The organism is Nocardia aurantiaca, assembly GCF_009708175.1.
GTDB classification, from domain to species: Bacteria; Actinomycetota; Actinomycetes; order Mycobacteriales; family Mycobacteriaceae; genus Nocardia; species Nocardia aurantiaca.
This window is the reverse complement of record NZ_WMBB01000003.1, coordinates 403,107-419,809: the sequence shown is the minus strand read 5'-3', so window position 1 is coordinate 419,809 and position 16,703 is coordinate 403,107. Positions and strand designations below refer to the sequence as shown.

Here is a 16,703-nt window from a genome sequence, read left to right as displayed (position 1 = left end):
CGACGAGATGGAAGAACTGGACTGCTCGGCGGTGCTCGCCGATGTCTGGCTGCTCCTGGACAACGAGTGCGACGACACCGTGAAGGCACGGTTGCGCGAGCACATCGACCGTTGCTCGCCATGCATCGAGGCCTACGGCCTCGAGGAGAAGCTGAAGTCGCTGCTGAACCGCAAGTGCGGCGGCGACCGCGCGCCGGATTCGCTGCGGCAGCGCCTGACCATGGAGATCCGCACCAGTTACACGCGGGTCGAGATGCGGGACTGACCCGCCTTCCGCGATCGCTTCGCCTCCACTCGCGGTGCACGGCCGAGAGCCGTCGCAGGTCGCGTATGCGTGCAGGTCCGGGTGCTACACCCGTTCCGGGCGTATCGGGTGAGTCACCCAGGTCGACGCGAAATCGGCTGTCTCGTTCCCGAACGACTGAGCGGCATGGCCTCCCCGTGGGAGACCATGCCGCTCAGCGGTTTTCGAGCTTTTCGCTACGGCTCAGGCGTTCGGCCGCTTGCCGTGGTTGGCGGCACTCTTCTTGCGGCCACGCTTCTTACGTCCACGCTTACCCATAGGTAATCTCCCTTCAGTCGGCCGCCATTCTTTCATGTGTGGTTGGCTGTACCTTCAGGGGCTACAGGTCACTCGAAAGCGAGAGGTGTTCATGGCTGAGGAAGTGCTGGCCGAGATGGTGTCGACCGTGCAGGAGATCCTGGTCTCGGTCGGCGACGAGGTGAAGGCCGACGACCCGGTGGTCATGCTCGAGTCGATGAAGATGGAGATCCCGGTCATCGTCGAGGAGGCCGGCACGGTTTCCTCGATCAGTGTCAAGCCGGGTGACGTGCTGCAGCCAGGCGATCTGATCGCCGTCATCTCCTGATCTCGAGCCCCCGATTGCTCTTGACGCACCCTGCGGGTGTCGCGTGGGAACATACACCCGACGTGGGAACAGAGGAGCGTGGGTGAATGTCGACACTGAGTGAGCTGCTGGCCGAGCACACCGATCTACCGGGTGCGGCCGTCGACCATTTGCAGCGGGTGGTGGGGGACTGGCAGCTGCTCGCGGATCTGTCGTTCGCGGATCTGCTGCTGTGGGTGGGTACGGGCCCGATCAGCGAGGGTGCGGAGGTGGTGTGCGTGGCCCAGTGCCGCCCCACCACCGCGCCCACCATCCACCCCGAGGACCTGGTCGGCACCTACGCCACCAAAGAGGCGAATCCGCAGGTGTTCGAGGCCCTGCTGACCGCCGACATCTCTCGTTTCGAGGCCGATACCGCCCTGACCGGCGTCTATCACCCGCATCCCGTGCACGCCATGCGCGAGGCGATTCCGGTGCGGGTCGGCGACGACATCATCGCCATTCTCGGCCGTGACACCGACACCCAGCGCCGAAAGATGCGCTCCAGCCTCGAGATCGCCTATATGTCCTGTGCCGACGACCTGTGCCAGATGGTCGCCGACGGCACCTGGCCGGCGCTCGAGGACCGCACGGGCTCGCACTCCAGCCCCCGAGCCGGCGACGGCTTCATCCGCCTCGACACCGAGGGCACGGTCGTCTACGCCAGCCCCAATGCCCTGTCGGCCTATCACCGCATGGGATTGCAGAACGATCTGGTCGGCCAGGATCTGGCGCTGACCACCCGTTCGCTCATCACCGACCCGTTCGACGCGCAGGAGGTGGTCGGCGACATCCAGGCGGCTCTGGCCGGAAAGGCCGGGCGCCGAATGGAAGTCGAGGCGCGCGGCGCGACCGTGCTGCTGCGCACCCTGGTGCTGCGCCCGCACGGCGAACTCGCCGGTGCCGCGGTGCTGGTCCGCGATGTCACCGAGGTGAAGCGGCGCGACCGCGCGCTGCTGTCCAAGGACGCCACCATTCGCGAGATCCACCACCGGGTGAAGAACAATCTCCAGACGGTGGCCGCGCTGCTGCGCCTGCAGGCCCGCCGCACCGAGAACGAGGAAGCCCGACTGGCATTGACCGAATCGGTCCGCCGGGTCACCTCGATCGCCTCGGTGCACGAAATGTTGTCCATGTCGGTTGACGAAGAGGTCGATCTGGACGAGGTGGTGGACCGACTGCTGCCGATCATGGCCGACGTCGCCACCGTGCACACCGCCCGGATCAAGGTGCGCCGCGCCGGATCGCTCGGCGTCTTCTCCGCCGAACGCGCGACGCCGCTGGTCATGGTGCTGACCGAGCTGGTGCAGAACGCCATCGAGCACGCCTTCGACGCCGGTGAGAACGGTACGGTCACAATCCGTTCCGAGCGCTCGGCCCGCTGGCTCGACGTCATCATCAGCGACGACGGCCGCGGCCTGCCCGATGGATTCAGCCTGGAAGCCTCCGACCGGTTGGGCCTGCAAATCGTCCGCACTCTCGTCACCGCGGAATTGGGCGGCTCCATCGGACTTCACCCCGGCGCCGATGTCGGCACCGACGCGGTCCTGCGAGTTCCCCTCGGCCGCCGCTCGGCCCGCTGATCGAAACATAAGGCCGGACGCTTAAGTCGGGCGCGCTGGAAATCTGCGGCTTTCCGCCTGTTCGCGCCTTTTGCCGACAAGCGGGTGCCCAACCATTCGCATTGCGGACAGGCGGTTGGTGCCCGCTTGCCTTCTGGGGCGTACCCGCGCCTACGAAATCAGTTGTCCGGGACGGCCCAATACGTTCGGACCCCGAACACATTGAAGCCCGGCACCGATATTGGTGCCGGGCCGAATTGCGCTGCGGCCGCGAGGCTGGGGTCGACCGAACGCCTGCCGTCTAGCTGGTTAGACGACGGTGCGGGTACGCGTACGCGCGTTGCGACGCTTCAGGGCGCGACGCTCGTCCTCACTCATACCACCCCACACGCCGGCATCCTGGCCCGACTTCAGGGCCCAGGAAAGGCAGTCAGCGGTGACGGGGCAGCGAGCGCAGACCAGCTTGGCATCGGCAATCTGCGCGAGCGCCGGACCACTGTTTCCCACCGGGAAGAACAGCTCGGGGTCCTCGTCGCGACAGATGGCCTTGTGGCGCCAGTCCATTCCTCTGCTCCTTTGCTAGGGCGCGCATGGCGCTGCCCCTTCGGGTTTGTGGTCCGTTCACTTGTGCGACTCGAATGTTTCCGCACGGTTGCTTGTGAATGCTTTCACGAACACCGTAGATGTCAATAGATACCCGGTGCACCGTGGGGAAGCTCACGCTGTAAGACCCCTACAAGGGGGTCCGCCGTGTCATTTGTACTCGGTCGAGCCAGTTTTCGCAGCGCAACAACGATGTTTCTCAGGTGTGTCGAACCGGCTAGGGCTTCGGCGCGACCACATCGAGGATATCCGGGACGGCTGTGAAATTCACCATGTTGCGGCGTCCGATGAAGTCGCCATCGATTTGCAAGCCGATCGGTTCCTCTGCCGTGATGGTCACGGCCGGAACATCGTCCTCGCGAAACAATTTGTGGCCCTTGGGATCTGCATCGGCCGACAGCAACTGCCGCGCGACCATCAGGGTGGGCAGGACATCCATGGTTCGCATGGCAAACACCCCGAGACCCGATTCGAACGCCGTCCCCGGGTTGGTGACCACGGGCGTGTTGTCGAGATAGGTCCAAGGACTGGCATTGGTGACGAATGCGTAATGCACATCCGTGACCGGTTCGTGACCTGGAATATCCAGACGTACGTGCGGGGCATGGCGTTTGGCGCGGAAGAACTGCCGGACCGTGGTGCGCAGATAGCGAGCGGGCGTGGCGGCCTTGCCATTCGCGCGCTTGGCGTCGATGGCCTCGCACACGTCCGCGTCGAGTCCGACGCCGGCGCTGAAGCAGAACCAGCGATCGTCGGCGACGCCGAGTCCGATGCGGCGGTCCGCCGCGTCGGCCACCAGATCGATGAGCTGATTGGTGGCGGTCACCGGATCCGGCTCGATGCCGAGTGAGCGCGCGAACACATTCGCCGAACCGCCGGGAATGATGCCGAGCCGCGGCAGCCATTCGCGCTGCGTCTCACCCGGCAGCGGCAGGAAGCCGTTGATGGTCTCGTTCACGGTGCCGTCCCCGCCGTGCACCACGATCAGATCCATCCGGGCGTCGGCGGCCCAGCGCGCCAGTTCGGCGGCGTGCCCCCGATGCTCGGTGTGGCGAACGGTCAGCTGGGTGCGGCTCTCCAGCGCGTGGGCGAGCAGATCGCGGGTGGATCGGGTGGTCGAGGTGGCATTGGGGTTCACGATCAGCAACGTCCGCACAGTGCCCATTTTGCCTTCGCTTCGGTCCGGTGGGTTCGCCGCCCCAAGGTCTCGTCCCGCGCACCTCCGCTCCGCTCCCCCTCCGAGGCGGAGGTCTGTCGAGCCGCTGTCCAGGACGAGACGGCCGCGAACCTTGAAGTGCCAGTTCCCAACTGGCGTACGGCAGTGCAGGTGCACTCGGCAACGACACTCGGTCGTAGGCTGGGACCGTGGCTGAGCAGAACAAGGGCGAGCAGAAGTCGGCGGACGAGACCGAGGCCGTGCCGGTGACGGTGCGCGTCGCGGGCGCGCTGGTCGCCCTCGAGGGCGCGTTGGGTCTGGTCGCGATGGTCGTGCTGATCATCGTCGGCGTGAACGGGTCTGCCCAGAGCCCGAAGAACAGCTACCTCACCGCCGGGTACGCGGCGATCCTGGGCGGTGCGGTGTTCGCCGCGGGGATCGGGCTGCTGCGTGGCAAGCGGTGGGGGCGGGCCATCGCGACCTTGACGCAGTTGCTGCTGCTCGGCGTCGCGTACTACATGTTCACCTCGGACCGGCCGGAGTTCGGGGCGCCGCTGGGTCTGCTGGCGTTGGGCGCGCTGGGCGGGTTGTTCGCGCCGGCCTCGAACCGATGGATGGCCGCGGGGTACGGCTCTCCGGCCGAGTGAGCGCCCGTTCAGTCGGGCTGCGATGCGCCGTGGCGCTCGCCGATGGGGCCGCGAAGGTCGCTCGGTGGCCCGTGAGCGACTTTTCGGACGCTTGCCCACCTCACGGGCGAGCGAGCGCTTTCCGGCGCTGCAGCGGCGAGATCAGTCGTCGGCGTGCGTCGCCAGGCGGGCCAGCGCCGCGCCGGCGAGGCGGTAGCCGGTCCACTCGTGCTGGTGCTGGGCCCCGATGGACTCGTAGAAGTCGATGCTCGGGGTGTTCCAGGTGAGCACCGACCAGTCGACGCGGGCGTAGCCCTGCTCGACCGCGTCGCGGGCCAAGGTGGCGAGCAGGCTCTTGCCCAGGCCGCGGCCGCGGGCGTCCGGCTTGACGTAGAGATCCTCCAAATAGATCCCGTGCACGCCCTTCCAGGTGGAGAAGTTCAGGAACCAGATCGCGCAGCCCACCACGCCCTGATCGCTCTCGGCCACATGGGCGTACAGCGCGGGCTCAGGGCCGAACAGGGCCGTCTCGAGCTGGGCCTCGGTGAGGGTGCACTCGTCGGATGCCTTCTCGTACTCGGCCAGGTCGTGGACGAGCTGCACGAGCGCCGGAATGTCGGCGGGTGTGGCGCGGCGGATCATTCGGCGGCCCCTTCCTGCGGGTCGAGCGGCGCCATCAGGTTGTGCGCGAGCACGGTTCGCTCCTGATGGTCGTGTCCCATGACGGTAACCGCGGCCGTGGACAGGAAGAATCGGCGGCCTTCGATCACCTCGAATTCGGCCCAGCGGGCGATGAGCGCGCGGGAGAAGTGGCCGTGGCCGACCAGCACCACATCGCGGGTGTCGAGTTCGGGGACGACGGTCGCCAGTATGTGGTCGGCGCGCTTGCGGACCTGCTCGGCGGTCTCGCCGCCGGGGGTCTCGCCCGTCCAGATGGTCCAGCCGGGAGACGTCCGCTGGATCTCGGGCGTGGTGCGGCCCTCGTAGTCGCCGTAGTCCCACTCCACCAGGTCGTCGTTCACGACGACCCCGGTGAGTCCGGCCAGTTCGGCGGTGCGCAGCGCGCGCTGCCGGGGGCTGCTGAGTACCAGCGGATTCCGCAAGTCCAAGTCGCGCAGCAGTTTTCCGGCGGCCCGGGCCTGGGCCTGGCCGGCGTCGGTGAGCGGCACATCGGTGCGGCCGGTGTGGCGGCGCGCGGCCGACCACGCCGTCTCCCCGTGCCGCAGGACTATCAATCGGAATTCGTCGCCGCTCATGAAACCGATCATGCTCCACCGCCTCCCCGAACATGTAGCGGGCGCCGCAGAGCCCTCGGGATCGGGCACCCGTGCCGGCGGTTGAGAGCGAACCGGTGCCGGCCGTACCCGGGAATTACCCGGTGCCTCGCGAAATCAGTTGTCGCGACGGCACGCCGAGGACGGTCGGGGTCAAGAGGCCGCGCCGACGCCGTACACCTGGGTGCCCCGGCGTTCCAGGAAGACGGTGCCCGAGACGCCCAGCGTGATGGGCTCATTGTGGTAGTCGCTGCGCTGCAGCGGGATTCGGGAGATCTGCGCGCCGGTGGCGGGATCCAGGATCCCCAGGCCGTCCGGGACCGGGACGACGAGCTGGCCGGACATCATGGCCGCGGTGCCGAGCACATGCTGGGCCTCCCACTGCGGGTCGAGGGTGGTGGGGTTGAGGGCGATCAGATTGTCGCCGGTGTAGACGAAGAAGGCGGTCGACAGCCGCGCCACGGCGGCGGTGTTCGCGAAGGCCGGAACCTGGTGGGTGGCAAGCAGATTGCCGTTGACGTCGTAGACGGTCAGCATCGGCGCAGTGGTCTGCGTAGCGGGTAGGTAGAGCGCGATCCGGGTGTCGGATACCGCGACGACCCGCGCCCCGTCCACCGCGCCGCCGGGCTCGTTGAGCACGTGGGAGCTGTACTCCTCCGGCGCGGTGCCGTCCTTGGGCGCGGGATTGAGGATGGACAGCCGGTCGGCGTTGTCCTTCGGGCAGCGCTCCAGCACCGCGACCCGGCTGGGGGCCGAGCCCGCGGACAGCAGTCGGCAGTCGCTGCGCGGCTGGGTGTGCGGGTTCACCGGGGCGTCGACATAGCCGTACTCCAGGGTGCGGACCAGATCCGAACGCCACATCTCCAGGCGATCGTCGCCCAGCGCGAGCACATAGGTGCCGTCCGGCGCCAGGGTGATCTGCTTGTCCATGTAGCTGGACCGCGCCGCGACCCGAGACCCGTTCTCGGCGTTGAGCAGAGTGGTCTGACTGCACCCGCGCTCATCCCGATAGGTGGCGATGACCGTTCCGAACTGCACCTCCACCGCGCACAGCGGCAGGTCCCGCTGGTACTTCCAGATCTCGTCGCCGGTGCGCGGGTTCCGCCCGGAGACGGTGCCGCCGTCGGCGGTGACCGCCACCCCGCCCACCGCGAGCGAACGCATGGCCGCCCCGTCCGGCGCGTGCCACAGTTCCTTGACCTGCGTGGGCACGGGTTCGTTCGAGGCCGGCGGGGCCACGGTGCGGCTCGCGGTCTGCGAATGGGTGCCGCGTACATCACTGGTCAGCACCACGACCACTGTCGCGATCGCCACCAGAGCGGCGATCGCGACAGCGGTGAGAATATCGGCGCGCGTCCGCCGCTCGGGTGCGAGCACGACAGCGAGAGTAGCCGATCCGTGCGGCTACGCCGAGGCCGCGACCGCGGTGTCGGTCACCACCACGGCGGTCTCGGCGTCCGCGTCAGCCTTCTTGCGCCGCGTCCGTCGCACCGGAGCCGCCGCCGCGGCCTCGTCGGAACCGCTTGCCGCAGCACCCGCCTCCGCCTCGACCTCCGCCTTGACGGCCTTGCGGACGCGCTTGCGGGGGGCGGCCTTCGGCGTTTCGGCGTTGTCCGCGGTTTCCGTGGTGGCCTCGGCCGATCCGTTCGCGTCCGTGGTGGCGGCTGCGGCCTTGCGGACGCGCTTGCGGGGGGCGGCCTTCGGCGTTTCGGCGTTGTCGGCGGTTTCCGTGGTGGCCTCGGCCGATCCGTTCGCGTCCGTGGTGGCGGCTGCGGCCTTGCGGACGCGCTTGCGGGGGGCGGCCTTCGGCGTTTCGGCGTTGTCCGCGGTTTCCGTGGTGGCCTCGGCCGATCCGTTCGCGTCCGCGGTCGCCGCTGCGGCCGTTCGAGTCCGCTTGCGCGGCGCGCTCGTCGGGGCCTGCGCCGTGACCTCGGCGTCGGTGCCGTCGGCGGACTCGGCGGCGGTCTGCGCCGTGCTCGCGGCACGGCTGGTGCGCTTGCGCGGAGCCCGCAGAGCGGGCTCCGCCGAGTCGCCGTCGGCGGCGGCAGATTCCACCGAAGCGGCGGAATCGTCGGCGCCGGTGGCGGATTCGGCCACGGCGGGCTTGGCTCGGCGGGTGCGCTTGCGCGGCGCGTCCGCTTCAGCGGTGACGGGCGCGTCGGCGACGACGGGAGGCTCGGCAATGACGGCCGCCTCCGCGGTGGCCGTGGCCTCGACGGCGTTCTTGCTCCGGCGGGTGCGCTTGCGGGGCAGGTCGGCCGTGACCGCGCCGGAGCCGGAGTCCGGCTCGACCGGCGCGGTGGCCACGCTCGCCTCGACAGACGCGGGCGCCTCGGCGACCGCGGGCTCCGCGACGACGTCGGCGGGCGTCGCATCGCTCACGGCGTTTGCGGCCTCGACGGAATCCTTGCCTGCGCGGCGGGTGCGCTTGCGTTCGCGGCGGGCGCCGTCCACGGCATCCGCCGGGACATCGGGGGAAACCTCGACGGGGCCGTCGGTGCCGAGTTCGGTCTCGACCGTCGTCGCGGCGGTGGCGTCCACCGGGGTGTTGCCGCCCTTGCCGCGGCGGCGACGGCGACGGCGACGGCCGGACTTCTCCGGGTCGCCGACGGCCGAATCGGCCTCGGCGGCAGGGGTTTCGGTGGTCACCACGGCCGCGTCGCCCTCGACCGGCCGGCCGCCGCGGGTGCGGCGGCGGTTCCGGGAGCGGGTGCCGCGGCGTTCGCGCTCGACGACCACGGCGTCCTCGTCGCGCTCCGGCTTGCGCTTGCGGACGACGCCGGTGACGCCCTCGGGGATGCCGAGCTCCGCGTACAGGTGGGGAGAACGGGAGTACGTTTCCACCGGCTCGGGAATGCCGAGGTCGAGGGCCTTGTCGATGAGGGCCCAGCGATTCAGCTCGTCCCAGTCGACCAGGGTGACCGCGACGCCGGTGCGGCCCGCGCGGCCGGTGCGGCCGATGCGGTGCACGTAGGTCTTCTCGTCCTCCGGGCACTGGTAGTTGACGACGTGGGTGACGTCGTCGATGTCGATGCCGCGGGCGGCCACGTCGGTGGCGACCAGCACGTCGATCTTGCCCTCACGGAACTTCTTGAGCGCCTTCTCGCGCGCGATCTGTCCCAGGTCGCCGTGTACCGCGCCGACGGCGAAGCCGCGCTCGGCCAGATCGTCGGCCACCTTCTGCGCGGTCCGCTTGGTGCGCGCGAAAATCATTGTCGCGCCGCGGGTTTCGGCCTGCAGAATGCGGGCGACCAGTTCGCTCTTGTCCAGCGCGTGCGCCCGGTAGACCAACTGGGTGATCCGGTCGTGCACCGCGGAATCGTGCGGCTCCTCGGCGCGGATGTGGGTGGGCCGGTTCAGGAAGGTGCGGGCCAGGGTAATGATCGGGCCCGGCATGGTGGCCGAGAACAGCATGGTCTGCCGGTGCTCGGGGACCATGTTGAGGATCCGCTCGATATCGGGCAGGAAGCCCAGGTCCAGCATCTCGTCGGCCTCGTCGAGGACCAGCACCTCCACCTTGCCCAGGATCAGATGCTGCTGCTCGGCCAGATCCAGCAGGCGACCGGGGGTGCCGACGACCACGTCGACGCCGGCGCGCAGTGCCTCGATCTGCGACTCGTAGGGACGGCCGCCGTAGATGGCGGTCACGCGGACCGCGGTGCCGTTGTCGTCCTTCAGATACTTGCTGGCGTTCTCCAGATCCTGGGTGACCTGGATGCACAGCTCGCGCGTCGGCACGATGATCAGGGCGCGCGGGGTGCCGTCCAGGGTCTTGGTGCCGGAGCCCTCCGAGGCGATCCGGTGCAGCAGCGGCACGCCGAAGCCGAAGGTCTTGCCCATTCCGGTGCGGGCCTGGCCGATGAGATCCTCACCGGCCAGCGCGAGCGGCAGGGTGAGTTCCTGAATGGCGAAGGTGCGTTCGATGCCGATGTCGGCGAGGGCCCGGACGATTTCGGGCCGCACGCCCAATTCGGCGAAGGAGGGAGCGGTGTGGGTCTCGTCGAGTTCCGCGGTCAGCAGCGTGTCCGCCACACCAGGTTCCTGCTCTACGGTGATCTTGCTCAGGTTCTTGCCTTTCCTCGTTATCGCGTCTCGCGCGCACGAGGCGTGGGGCGGACCCGGTCGGTCCGCGACGACCACTTGATCCGTTTCTCGCCGCTGCGGGATGCCTCTCCGGTGGATGGGCGTCGACCTGGCGCGGCGGTGCAGTGCTGCGGATCGGAGTGCGCGCACATTTTCCAAGGACTACGGGCATGAATTTCCGCCGTCCGCAGAGATTGTAGCGTGATACGGCCTTCGCCCTGTTTTCCGCCACCGCTAATGTGCAGCGTTATTGCGCTGGTAGCGCGCTTATCGATGGTGGAAGGCGGCCTGATCCGGGGTTTCGCATTGCCGTTAATGATTGCGGCGCACCATAATTCGTCCGGGGGCAACCGTGTGGACCACATCGGTGACCGTTGAGTTGCTCACATATGTGTTACATCATGTACCACTACCTGCGAAGGTTGTGCCGTGAGTTTGGCAGACACCGTGACCACCGCTGCGCGCAACGCGTGGGCCCTGACCTTCGGCGACGGCATCGAAGCCCCCGAACCGACCCCGTCGACGGTGCTGTCGGACGCGCCGCATCGAGAGCTGCGCCGCTACGACGGTGCGAGTGCCGAGGATCCGGCGGTGCTGCTGGTGCCGCCGCTGGCCGCGCCCGCCTTCTGCTTCGATCTGCGCCCCGACCAGAGCATGGCCCGCTTCCTCCTGGAATCCGCGCGCGCGCCCTACCTGGTCGACTACGGCGACATCACCTTCCAAGACCGCCGCATGGGCTTCGAGACGTGGATCGACGACATCCTGCCCGAGGCGGTCCGCGAGGTGTCCGCCGACCGCGGCGGCTGTCCGGTGGATCTGGTGGGCTGGTCCATCGGCGGCGTCCTGGCCCTGTTGACCGCCGCGGCCGACCAGACACTGCCCATCCGGTCCATCACGGCAGTCGGCGCGCCGCTGAGCTACGACCACATGGTCGGCGCGCGAGAACTGCGCACGCTGGCCCGTCTCGACGGCGGTCGCACCGCGACCGCCGCCATCCGCGCGGTCGGCGGCGTCTCGGCACAGCTGACCAGGATCGCCTACCGCGCCACGGCCTGGGATCGGGAACTCGAGCGCCCGTTCTTCATTGCGCGCAATCTCGCGGATACCGCGACCCTGGCCCGAATGGAGACCATCGACCGGTTCCAGAATTCGCTGCCCGGGTATCCGGGGCGCTTCTACAACCAGCTGTGGGGCCGGTTCATCCTCAATAACGACATCGGCAAGGGCGTCGTGCGCCTGGGCGAGCGAGAGATCGCGCTGGCCGACATCACCCAGCCGGTGCTGCTCGTCGGCGGGCCGAACGACGTGATCACCGCGGCCGCCGCCGTGGAGCACGGGACCAAGACGCTGACAGGCTCGCAGGAGGTGCGGTACGAGACCGCGCCCGGTTCTCACCTCGGCATTCTCATCGCCCGCGACACCACGTGGACCTATCTCGACAAGTTCCTGCGCGACCGGACCTGACCGCGCGGTCCCCGCAGTCCCGACTCGCCGGTTCGATCATGAATTGCGTTGTATAGCAAGATTTTACGAACGGATCGAAGGTGTGCCGCGGGTGTGGTCGCCGATGGGCGAATGCGCCGGGTGTCCGGCGGCTAGGGTGGGGAGCCATGGGAGCAAACTCGTCCACCGCGCTCGGCGCTGCCTCGGAGTCCTCCGACGGCCGTATCTCCGCCGAACACTCCGGAGTCACCGACCTGTTCGCGGTCCTCGCCTACGGTGAGATCTCCGCCTTCTATCGTCTCGCCGAAGAGGCCAAGCTGTCGCCCACGCTGCGCGGCCGGGTGGCCGTCGCCAAGATGGCCGGCAACGAGATGGAACACTTCAAGACCCTCGAGCAGGCGCTGGCCGATCGTGGCGTGGACGTCTTCGACGCCATGGCCCCGTTCGTGCGCGCCCTGGACGCCTACCACGCCTCGACCGACCCCTCCACTTGGCTGGAGTCGATGGTCAAGTTCCATGTCGGCGACGGTATCGCCGCCGACTTCTACACCGAGATCGCCGGCGCCCTGGCTCCCGAGGTCGCCGACGTGGTGCGCGACGTGCTGGCCGAGACCAGCCACTCCGAATTCGTCATCGAGGAGGTGCGCACCGCGGTCGCCCGGAATCGGTCCGAGCGGGATCGGCTGGCGCTGTGGGGCCGCCGCCTGCTGGGCGAGGCCATCACCCAGGCGCAGTACGTGATGGCCCAGCGCGACAGCCTCACCGAGCTGGTGCTCACCGCCACCGGCGATCTGAACGGCATCGCCACGCTGTTCGAACACATGCAGAACAGCCACGCCGAGCGCATGCGCATGCTCGGGTTGTCCTGAACGCCGAGGTGACGGCTGATTTCGCAACGATTGGGACTACTCGTCGGGTACGTCCAGAATCGGGTTGGCTCCCAACCGCCGGCACGCGTGCGCGACCGTCAACGGCTCTCAGCCGGGCGCTGAGGTTCCGGGGAGGCGGGATTGCGCTAGCGTGATCAGGACAGCACAGGACTCTAGGTTCGGAGGTTGGCCGTGGAGGTCAAGATCGGCATTTCGGATAGCCCGCGTGAGCTCGTCATCAACAGCTCGCAGACCCCCGCCGAGGTCGAGGCGCTGGTCACCGGCGCGCTCCAGGGCGACGGCGGCGTCGTGGCGCTGACCGACGAGAAGGGCCGCAAGTTCCTGATCCAGGCCAGCAAGGTCGCCTACGTCGAGATCGGGACCCCGTCCTCGGGTCGCGTCGGCTTCGCCGCCGTCTAGTCGAACCCGCTGGAATCTCTGGCGTTACGCCCTGAACCCCCAGGGACATAAAAGAATTGCCCCGCCGAAGTCGCTCGGCGGGGCAATTCTTTTGCTGTTGTCGGGTTTCAGGGGTTTACCTCCGAGAGCCCCGAGAGTCGAGAGAATTTCTCTCTCAATCGATCGGGTGCAGCGGCACGTTCTTGAGGCCGCCCCAGCACAGCGCGACGGTCGTATCCACGGCGTCGTCCTTGGGAATCGGGCGATCCGCCTCCAGCCAATACCGCGCGCTCAGCTGGCTTGCGCCGACCAGGCCGACGGCGAGCACGCGGGCGCGGTAGGGGTCCAGGCCGGAATCATGGGCGACCAGATCGAAGACCGCGTCCACGCACGCCTCGGTGGCCTGCTCGACCCGGCGTTGCACCTGCGGCTCATTGGTCAGATCGGATTCGAAAACCAGTCGGAAGCCCTGGGTTTCGTGATCGACGAAGTCGAAGTAGGACTGCACGGCGGCACGCACGCGCTGCTTGTTGTCGGTGGTGGAGCGCAGCGCCTGGCGCACGCTCGACACCAGGGCGTCGACATAGTTCTGCAGGACCGCCAGGTACAGCTCGAGCTTGCTCGAGAAGTGCTGGTAGAGCACCGGTTTGCTGACGCCGGCGCACTGCGAGATCTCATCCATGCCGGAGGCGTGATAGCCGCGTAGCACGAAGACCTCGCTGGCTGCGGCGAGTAGCTGCGCGCGGCGCGCCTCGCGGGGCAGGCGGGTACCGCGCTTGCTCGTCGCCATGGCCTCGGACGACATGCGGTGCGACGTCATCCGGTCCACGAGGTCAGTCATTGCCTTTTCTCCCAGTTGATTCCCGGTGGGAAGGATGTCACCGGTATCCCACGAACGATACTCGCTCATAGGGCCCGTGCCGATCCAGGTTCCGAATTTTGGTGTGCTGGTTGTTGTCGGTCAGCACCTGTGATGGTCGAGTGGTACTCGCGTCGATTATGCGAGGCCGATCACAACTGTGTAGCACATGTTCCGATTTGTGAGCTCTGCCGCATTATCGTGAGATATCTCGCAGCAATAGCGCCGCCTGACCACGGCCCTTCCGTGCGCGGAACCGGGCTGTGAGAGTCTGTCAGGCGTGACCGACCATGGGGGCAGTAGTTCCGGCGGGCGCGATTCGCGCCGCCCCGTGGGAACCGGTGTGCCGAAGGCGGCCGGCGACAAGCGACGGGGAAGACCCACCGGGCCGATCTACGATCCGCTCGGTTTGTACCCCGACCCCGACGCTTCGCAGACCGGCGCGCCGGTATCTTCCGAGCTCATCACCCCGCCCGATCCCAGCCTGCCCGCCGGTGATCAGCTGCCGCTGCCGCATCAGCCATTGCGCGCCCGCTGGGATCCCACCGCCCCGCCCGCCGACACTCGCAACCGGCAGCGCCCCGACCGTGAGACCAAGAGGCAGAGCCCGCTGGGCCGCTTCGTCAACACCTATGGCTGGCGCGCCTACGCGCTGCCCGTGCTGCTGATCATCACCGTCTTGGTCGCCGTCGACGCGCTGCGCCACAGCGGCGACAGCGATGCCGGACTGCCCGGCTTCGGCCGCCTCAGCGAGCACACCGACAAACCCAGCGGCATCATCGGCGGCGCGCCCAAGGGCGACGGCAAGTACGCGGCAGACCTGCCCACCGGTGCGGTCCCGCCCGGCGGTCCCTACACCGATACCGCGGCGGGCGCCTGGCATGTGGTGCCCGGCAATACCGGTCAGGTAGGCACCGGCTCCCAGCACGTGTTCACCTACACCGTCGAGATCGAGGACGGCGTGGACACCGCCAGCCTCGGCGGCGATCCGGCCATCGGCCAGATGGTGGACGCCACGCTCGCGAATCCCAAGTCCTGGACCCATGATCCGCGATTCGCCTTCCGCCGCGTGGACACCGGCACGCCGGATTTCCGCATTTCGCTGACTTCCCGCGACACCACCCGCAAGTCGTGTGGCTTCGAAATTCCGGTCGACTCCTCCTGCTACAACGCCGATCTGGGCCGCGTCGTGCTCTCGGAGGTGCGCTGGGTGCGCGGTGCGCTGGCCTTCGAGGGCGATGTCGGGTCCTACCGGCAGTACCAGATCAATCACGAAGTGGGACATGCCATCGGCTACCACGAGCATCAGCCCTGCGAGATCGACGGCGGCCTGGCCCCGGTCATGATGCAGCAGACCTTCGGGACCAAGAACAACGACATCGCGAAGCTCGATCCCGAAGGCGTGGTGCCCATGGACGGCAAGACCTGCCGCTTCAATCCCTGGCCCTACCCGAGGGCCTGAGCCGCCTCCGGCGCCGGCCCGGGCACGCCGAGGGACAGCAGCCCGCCGACCCGACCCGCCGCCTCAGACCTCCCCGCCCGGCTGTGTCTCTTCCGCGGACCTCGGGGGTTTCAGGGGCGTGAGCCCCTGAGAGCTTCGAGAGCCGAACCTCACCTAGGCTGGGGAAGAACGCCCCGCCTTGCGGTGTTGCAGGAATGGCCGCGAGTATCCGGCGAATTCGATTGAGGAGTCCGAAGACGTGTCATCGCATCCCTCCCTGCCGCCCCTGGTGGAGCCGGCGGCGGAGCTGACCCGGGACGAGGTCGCCCGCTACAGCCGCCACCTGATCATCCCGGACCTCGGGGTGGACGGTCAGAAACGCTTGAAGAACGCCAAGGTACTGGTGATCGGCGCCGGTGGTCTCGGCTCCCCGGCGCTGCTGTACCTGGCCGCCGCCGGTGTCGGCACGCTCGGCATCGTGGAGTTCGACGAGGTCGACGCCTCCAACCTGCAGCGTCAGATCATTCACGGCGAGTCCGATATCGGCCGCTCGAAGGCGGACAGCGCCCGCGATTCGATTCTGGAGATCAATTCCGGAATCACCGTGGAGCTGCATGAGATTCGCCTCGAACCCGACAATGCGGTGGAGCTGTTCAGCCGCTACGACCTGATCGTCGACGGCACGGACAACTTCGCCACCCGCTACCTCGTCAACGACGCCGCGGTCCTGGCCGGCAAGCCCTACGTGTGGGGCTCGATCTACCGGTTCGAGGGCCAGGTCTCGGTGTTCTGGGAGGACGCCCCCGACGGCCGCGGCATCAACTACCGCGACCTCTATCCCGAGGCTCCGCCGCCGGGCATGGTCCCCTCCTGCGCGGAGGGCGGCGTGCTGGGCGTGCTGTGCGCCTCCATCGGCTCGATCATGGTGACCGAGGCGATCAAGCTGATCACCGGTATCGGCGACCCGCTGCTGGGCCGGCTCATGGTGTACGACGCACTGGACATGAGCTACCGCACCATCAAGCTGCGCCGCGATCCCGAGCGCCAGCCCATCACCGAGCTCATCGACTACGACGCGTTCTGCGGCGTGGTGTCGGAGGAGGGCCAGGCCGCGGCCATCGGCTCCACCATCACCGCCCGTGAGCTCAAGGAGATGCTCGACGCCGGCAAGGATGTCGCCATCATCGACGTGCGTGAGCCCGTCGAATGGGACATCGTCCGCATCGAGGGCGCGAGCCTGATTCCCAAGGACCGCATCCTCTCCGGTGAGGCACTGGCCGAGCTCCCCCAGAACACCCCGATCGTCCTCCACTGCAAGACCGGAATTCGCTCCGCCGAGGCCCTCGCGGCCCTGAAGAACGCCGGTTTCTCCGACGCCACTCACCTCCAGGGCGGAATCATCGCCTGGGCCAACCAGATCGACCCCTCGCTGCCGGTCTACTGAGCGCCAACCGAACAGGCCCTCAGCATCGTGCTGAGGGCCTGTGTGCTCTCGGTTCTA

The 16,703-nt window shown here is 68.1% G+C and carries 16 protein-coding genes and 1 pseudogene; 9 read left to right on the top strand and 8 right to left on the bottom strand.

What is annotated here, in order from left to right:
• Positions 1–7: 7 nt before the first annotated feature.
• On the top strand, positions 8–265 hold the full coding sequence (rsrA, locus tag GLP40_RS08070) for a mycothiol system anti-sigma-R factor (RefSeq protein WP_154787347.1): 258 nt from the start codon (positions 8–10) through the stop codon (positions 263–265).
• 222 nt (positions 266–487) lie between these two features.
• Here rsrA and GLP40_RS35020 read toward each other — a convergent pair whose 3' ends face one another.
• A complete protein-coding gene (locus tag GLP40_RS35020; protein ID WP_154787346.1) occupies positions 488–562 on the bottom strand; it encodes a 50S ribosomal protein bL37 in 75 nt (24 codons plus the stop codon).
• Between the two features lie 91 nt (positions 563–653).
• Here GLP40_RS35020 and GLP40_RS08060 point away from each other — a divergent pair, with 91 nt between their 5' ends.
• Both GLP40_RS08060 and GLP40_RS08055 read left to right on the top strand, forming a co-directional pair.
• Positions 654–869: a biotin/lipoyl-binding carrier protein gene (locus GLP40_RS08060; protein ID WP_154787177.1), complete on the top strand. Its 216-nt coding sequence runs from the start codon at positions 654–656 to the stop codon at positions 867–869.
• Between the two features lie 86 nt (positions 870–955).
• Positions 956–2,470, top strand: coding sequence for a sensor histidine kinase (locus tag GLP40_RS08055; protein WP_154787176.1), 1,515 nt, complete (start codon positions 956–958; stop codon positions 2,468–2,470).
• Between the two features lie 288 nt (positions 2,471–2,758).
• Here the strand turns inward: GLP40_RS08055 and GLP40_RS08050 are convergent, their stop codons facing one another.
• Both GLP40_RS08050 and GLP40_RS08045 read right to left on the bottom strand, forming a co-directional pair.
• Complete coding sequence (locus GLP40_RS08050; protein ID WP_011211115.1) at positions 2,759–3,013, bottom strand: WhiB family transcriptional regulator; 255 nt, start codon at positions 3,011–3,013, stop codon at positions 2,759–2,761.
• A 256-nt stretch (positions 3,014–3,269) separates the two neighbouring features.
• Positions 3,270–4,208 carry a diacylglycerol/lipid kinase family protein gene (locus GLP40_RS08045; RefSeq protein WP_328289851.1) on the bottom strand — a complete coding sequence of 313 codons (939 nt, stop codon included), beginning with the start codon at positions 4,206–4,208 and terminating at the stop codon, positions 3,270–3,272.
• Positions 4,209–4,417: 209 nt separating this feature from the next.
• On the opposite strand from GLP40_RS08045, the gene GLP40_RS08040 reads away from it, so the two are divergent.
• Complete coding sequence (locus GLP40_RS08040) at positions 4,418–4,855, top strand: hypothetical protein (protein WP_328289850.1); 438 nt, start codon at positions 4,418–4,420, stop codon at positions 4,853–4,855.
• 141 nt (positions 4,856–4,996) lie between these two features.
• Here GLP40_RS08040 and GLP40_RS08035 read toward each other — a convergent pair whose 3' ends face one another.
• The 4 genes and pseudogenes from GLP40_RS08035 to GLP40_RS08020 form a co-directional block, all read right to left on the bottom strand.
• Positions 4,997–5,476: a GNAT family N-acetyltransferase gene (locus GLP40_RS08035; protein WP_154787174.1), complete on the bottom strand. Its 480-nt coding sequence runs from the start codon at positions 5,474–5,476 to the stop codon at positions 4,997–4,999.
• Positions 5,473–6,090, bottom strand: coding sequence for an acid phosphatase (locus tag GLP40_RS08030; protein ID WP_230329329.1), 618 nt, complete (start codon positions 6,088–6,090; stop codon positions 5,473–5,475). The genes GLP40_RS08035 and GLP40_RS08030 overlap by 4 nt, the downstream gene beginning before the upstream one ends.
• A 171-nt stretch (positions 6,091–6,261) precedes the next feature.
• Positions 6,262–7,485, bottom strand: coding sequence for an Rv3212 family protein (locus GLP40_RS08025; RefSeq protein WP_328289849.1), 1,224 nt, complete (start codon positions 7,483–7,485; stop codon positions 6,262–6,264).
• A 1,152-nt stretch (positions 7,486–8,637) separates the two neighbouring features.
• Positions 8,638–10,194, bottom strand: a pseudogene (locus GLP40_RS08020) (DEAD/DEAH box helicase); the annotation flags it as partial.
• Positions 10,195–10,620: 426 nt separating this feature from the next.
• Between GLP40_RS08020 and GLP40_RS08015 the strand changes: the two are divergent.
• From GLP40_RS08015 to GLP40_RS08005, 3 genes are all read left to right on the top strand, one after another.
• A complete protein-coding gene (locus tag GLP40_RS08015; protein WP_328289848.1) occupies positions 10,621–11,655 on the top strand; it encodes an alpha/beta fold hydrolase in 1,035 nt (344 codons plus the stop codon).
• A 146-nt stretch (positions 11,656–11,801) separates the two neighbouring features.
• On the top strand, positions 11,802–12,503 hold the full coding sequence (locus tag GLP40_RS08010) for a ferritin-like fold-containing protein (protein ID WP_154787172.1): 702 nt from the start codon (positions 11,802–11,804) through the stop codon (positions 12,501–12,503).
• 192 nt (positions 12,504–12,695) lie between these two features.
• The gene (locus tag GLP40_RS08005; RefSeq protein WP_181584114.1) at positions 12,696–12,923 is read left to right on the top strand and encodes a DUF3107 domain-containing protein; all 228 of its coding nucleotides are present in this window, start codon (positions 12,696–12,698) and stop codon (positions 12,921–12,923) included.
• A gap of 154 nt (positions 12,924–13,077) precedes the next feature.
• On the opposite strand, the gene GLP40_RS08000 is transcribed toward GLP40_RS08005, so the two are convergent.
• Positions 13,078–13,743 carry a TetR/AcrR family transcriptional regulator gene (locus GLP40_RS08000; protein WP_154787170.1) on the bottom strand — a complete coding sequence of 222 codons (666 nt, stop codon included), beginning with the start codon at positions 13,741–13,743 and terminating at the stop codon, positions 13,078–13,080.
• Between the two features lie 298 nt (positions 13,744–14,041).
• Here GLP40_RS08000 and GLP40_RS07995 point away from each other — a divergent pair, with 298 nt between their 5' ends.
• Together GLP40_RS07995 and moeZ are read left to right on the top strand one after the other, a co-directional pair.
• Positions 14,042–15,223 (top strand): DUF3152 domain-containing protein, encoded by a 1,182-nt coding sequence (locus GLP40_RS07995; protein WP_407671548.1) that lies wholly within the window; start codon positions 14,042–14,044, stop codon positions 15,221–15,223.
• 238 nt (positions 15,224–15,461) lie between these two features.
• A complete protein-coding gene (moeZ, locus tag GLP40_RS07990; RefSeq protein ID WP_328289847.1) occupies positions 15,462–16,646 on the top strand; it encodes an adenylyltransferase/sulfurtransferase MoeZ in 1,185 nt (394 codons plus the stop codon).
• The last annotated feature ends 57 nt before the right edge of the window (positions 16,647–16,703 follow it).

What these genes read in the sequence shown, in the direction of transcription:
- rsrA (WP_154787347.1), top strand. Translation starts at nt 8, where the DNA reads ATGGAAGAACTGGACTGCTCGGCGGTGCTCGCCGATGTCTGGCTGCTC.
- GLP40_RS08060 (WP_154787177.1), top strand. Translation starts at nt 654, where the DNA reads ATGGCTGAGGAAGTGCTGGCCGAGATGGTGTCGACCGTGCAGGAGATC.
- GLP40_RS08055 (WP_154787176.1), top strand. Translation starts at nt 956, where the DNA reads ATGTCGACACTGAGTGAGCTGCTGGCCGAGCACACCGATCTACCGGGT.
- GLP40_RS08050 (WP_011211115.1), bottom strand. Translation starts at nt 3,013, where the DNA reads ATGGACTGGCGCCACAAGGCCATCTGTCGCGACGAGGACCCCGAGCTG.
- GLP40_RS08035 (WP_154787174.1), bottom strand. Translation starts at nt 5,476, where the DNA reads ATGATCCGCCGCGCCACACCCGCCGACATTCCGGCGCTCGTGCAGCTC.
- GLP40_RS08030 (WP_230329329.1), bottom strand. Translation starts at nt 6,090, where the DNA reads ATGAGCGGCGACGAATTCCGATTGATAGTCCTGCGGCACGGGGAGACG.
- GLP40_RS08010 (WP_154787172.1), top strand. Translation starts at nt 11,802, where the DNA reads ATGGGAGCAAACTCGTCCACCGCGCTCGGCGCTGCCTCGGAGTCCTCC.
- GLP40_RS08000 (WP_154787170.1), bottom strand. Translation starts at nt 13,743, where the DNA reads ATGACTGACCTCGTGGACCGGATGACGTCGCACCGCATGTCGTCCGAG.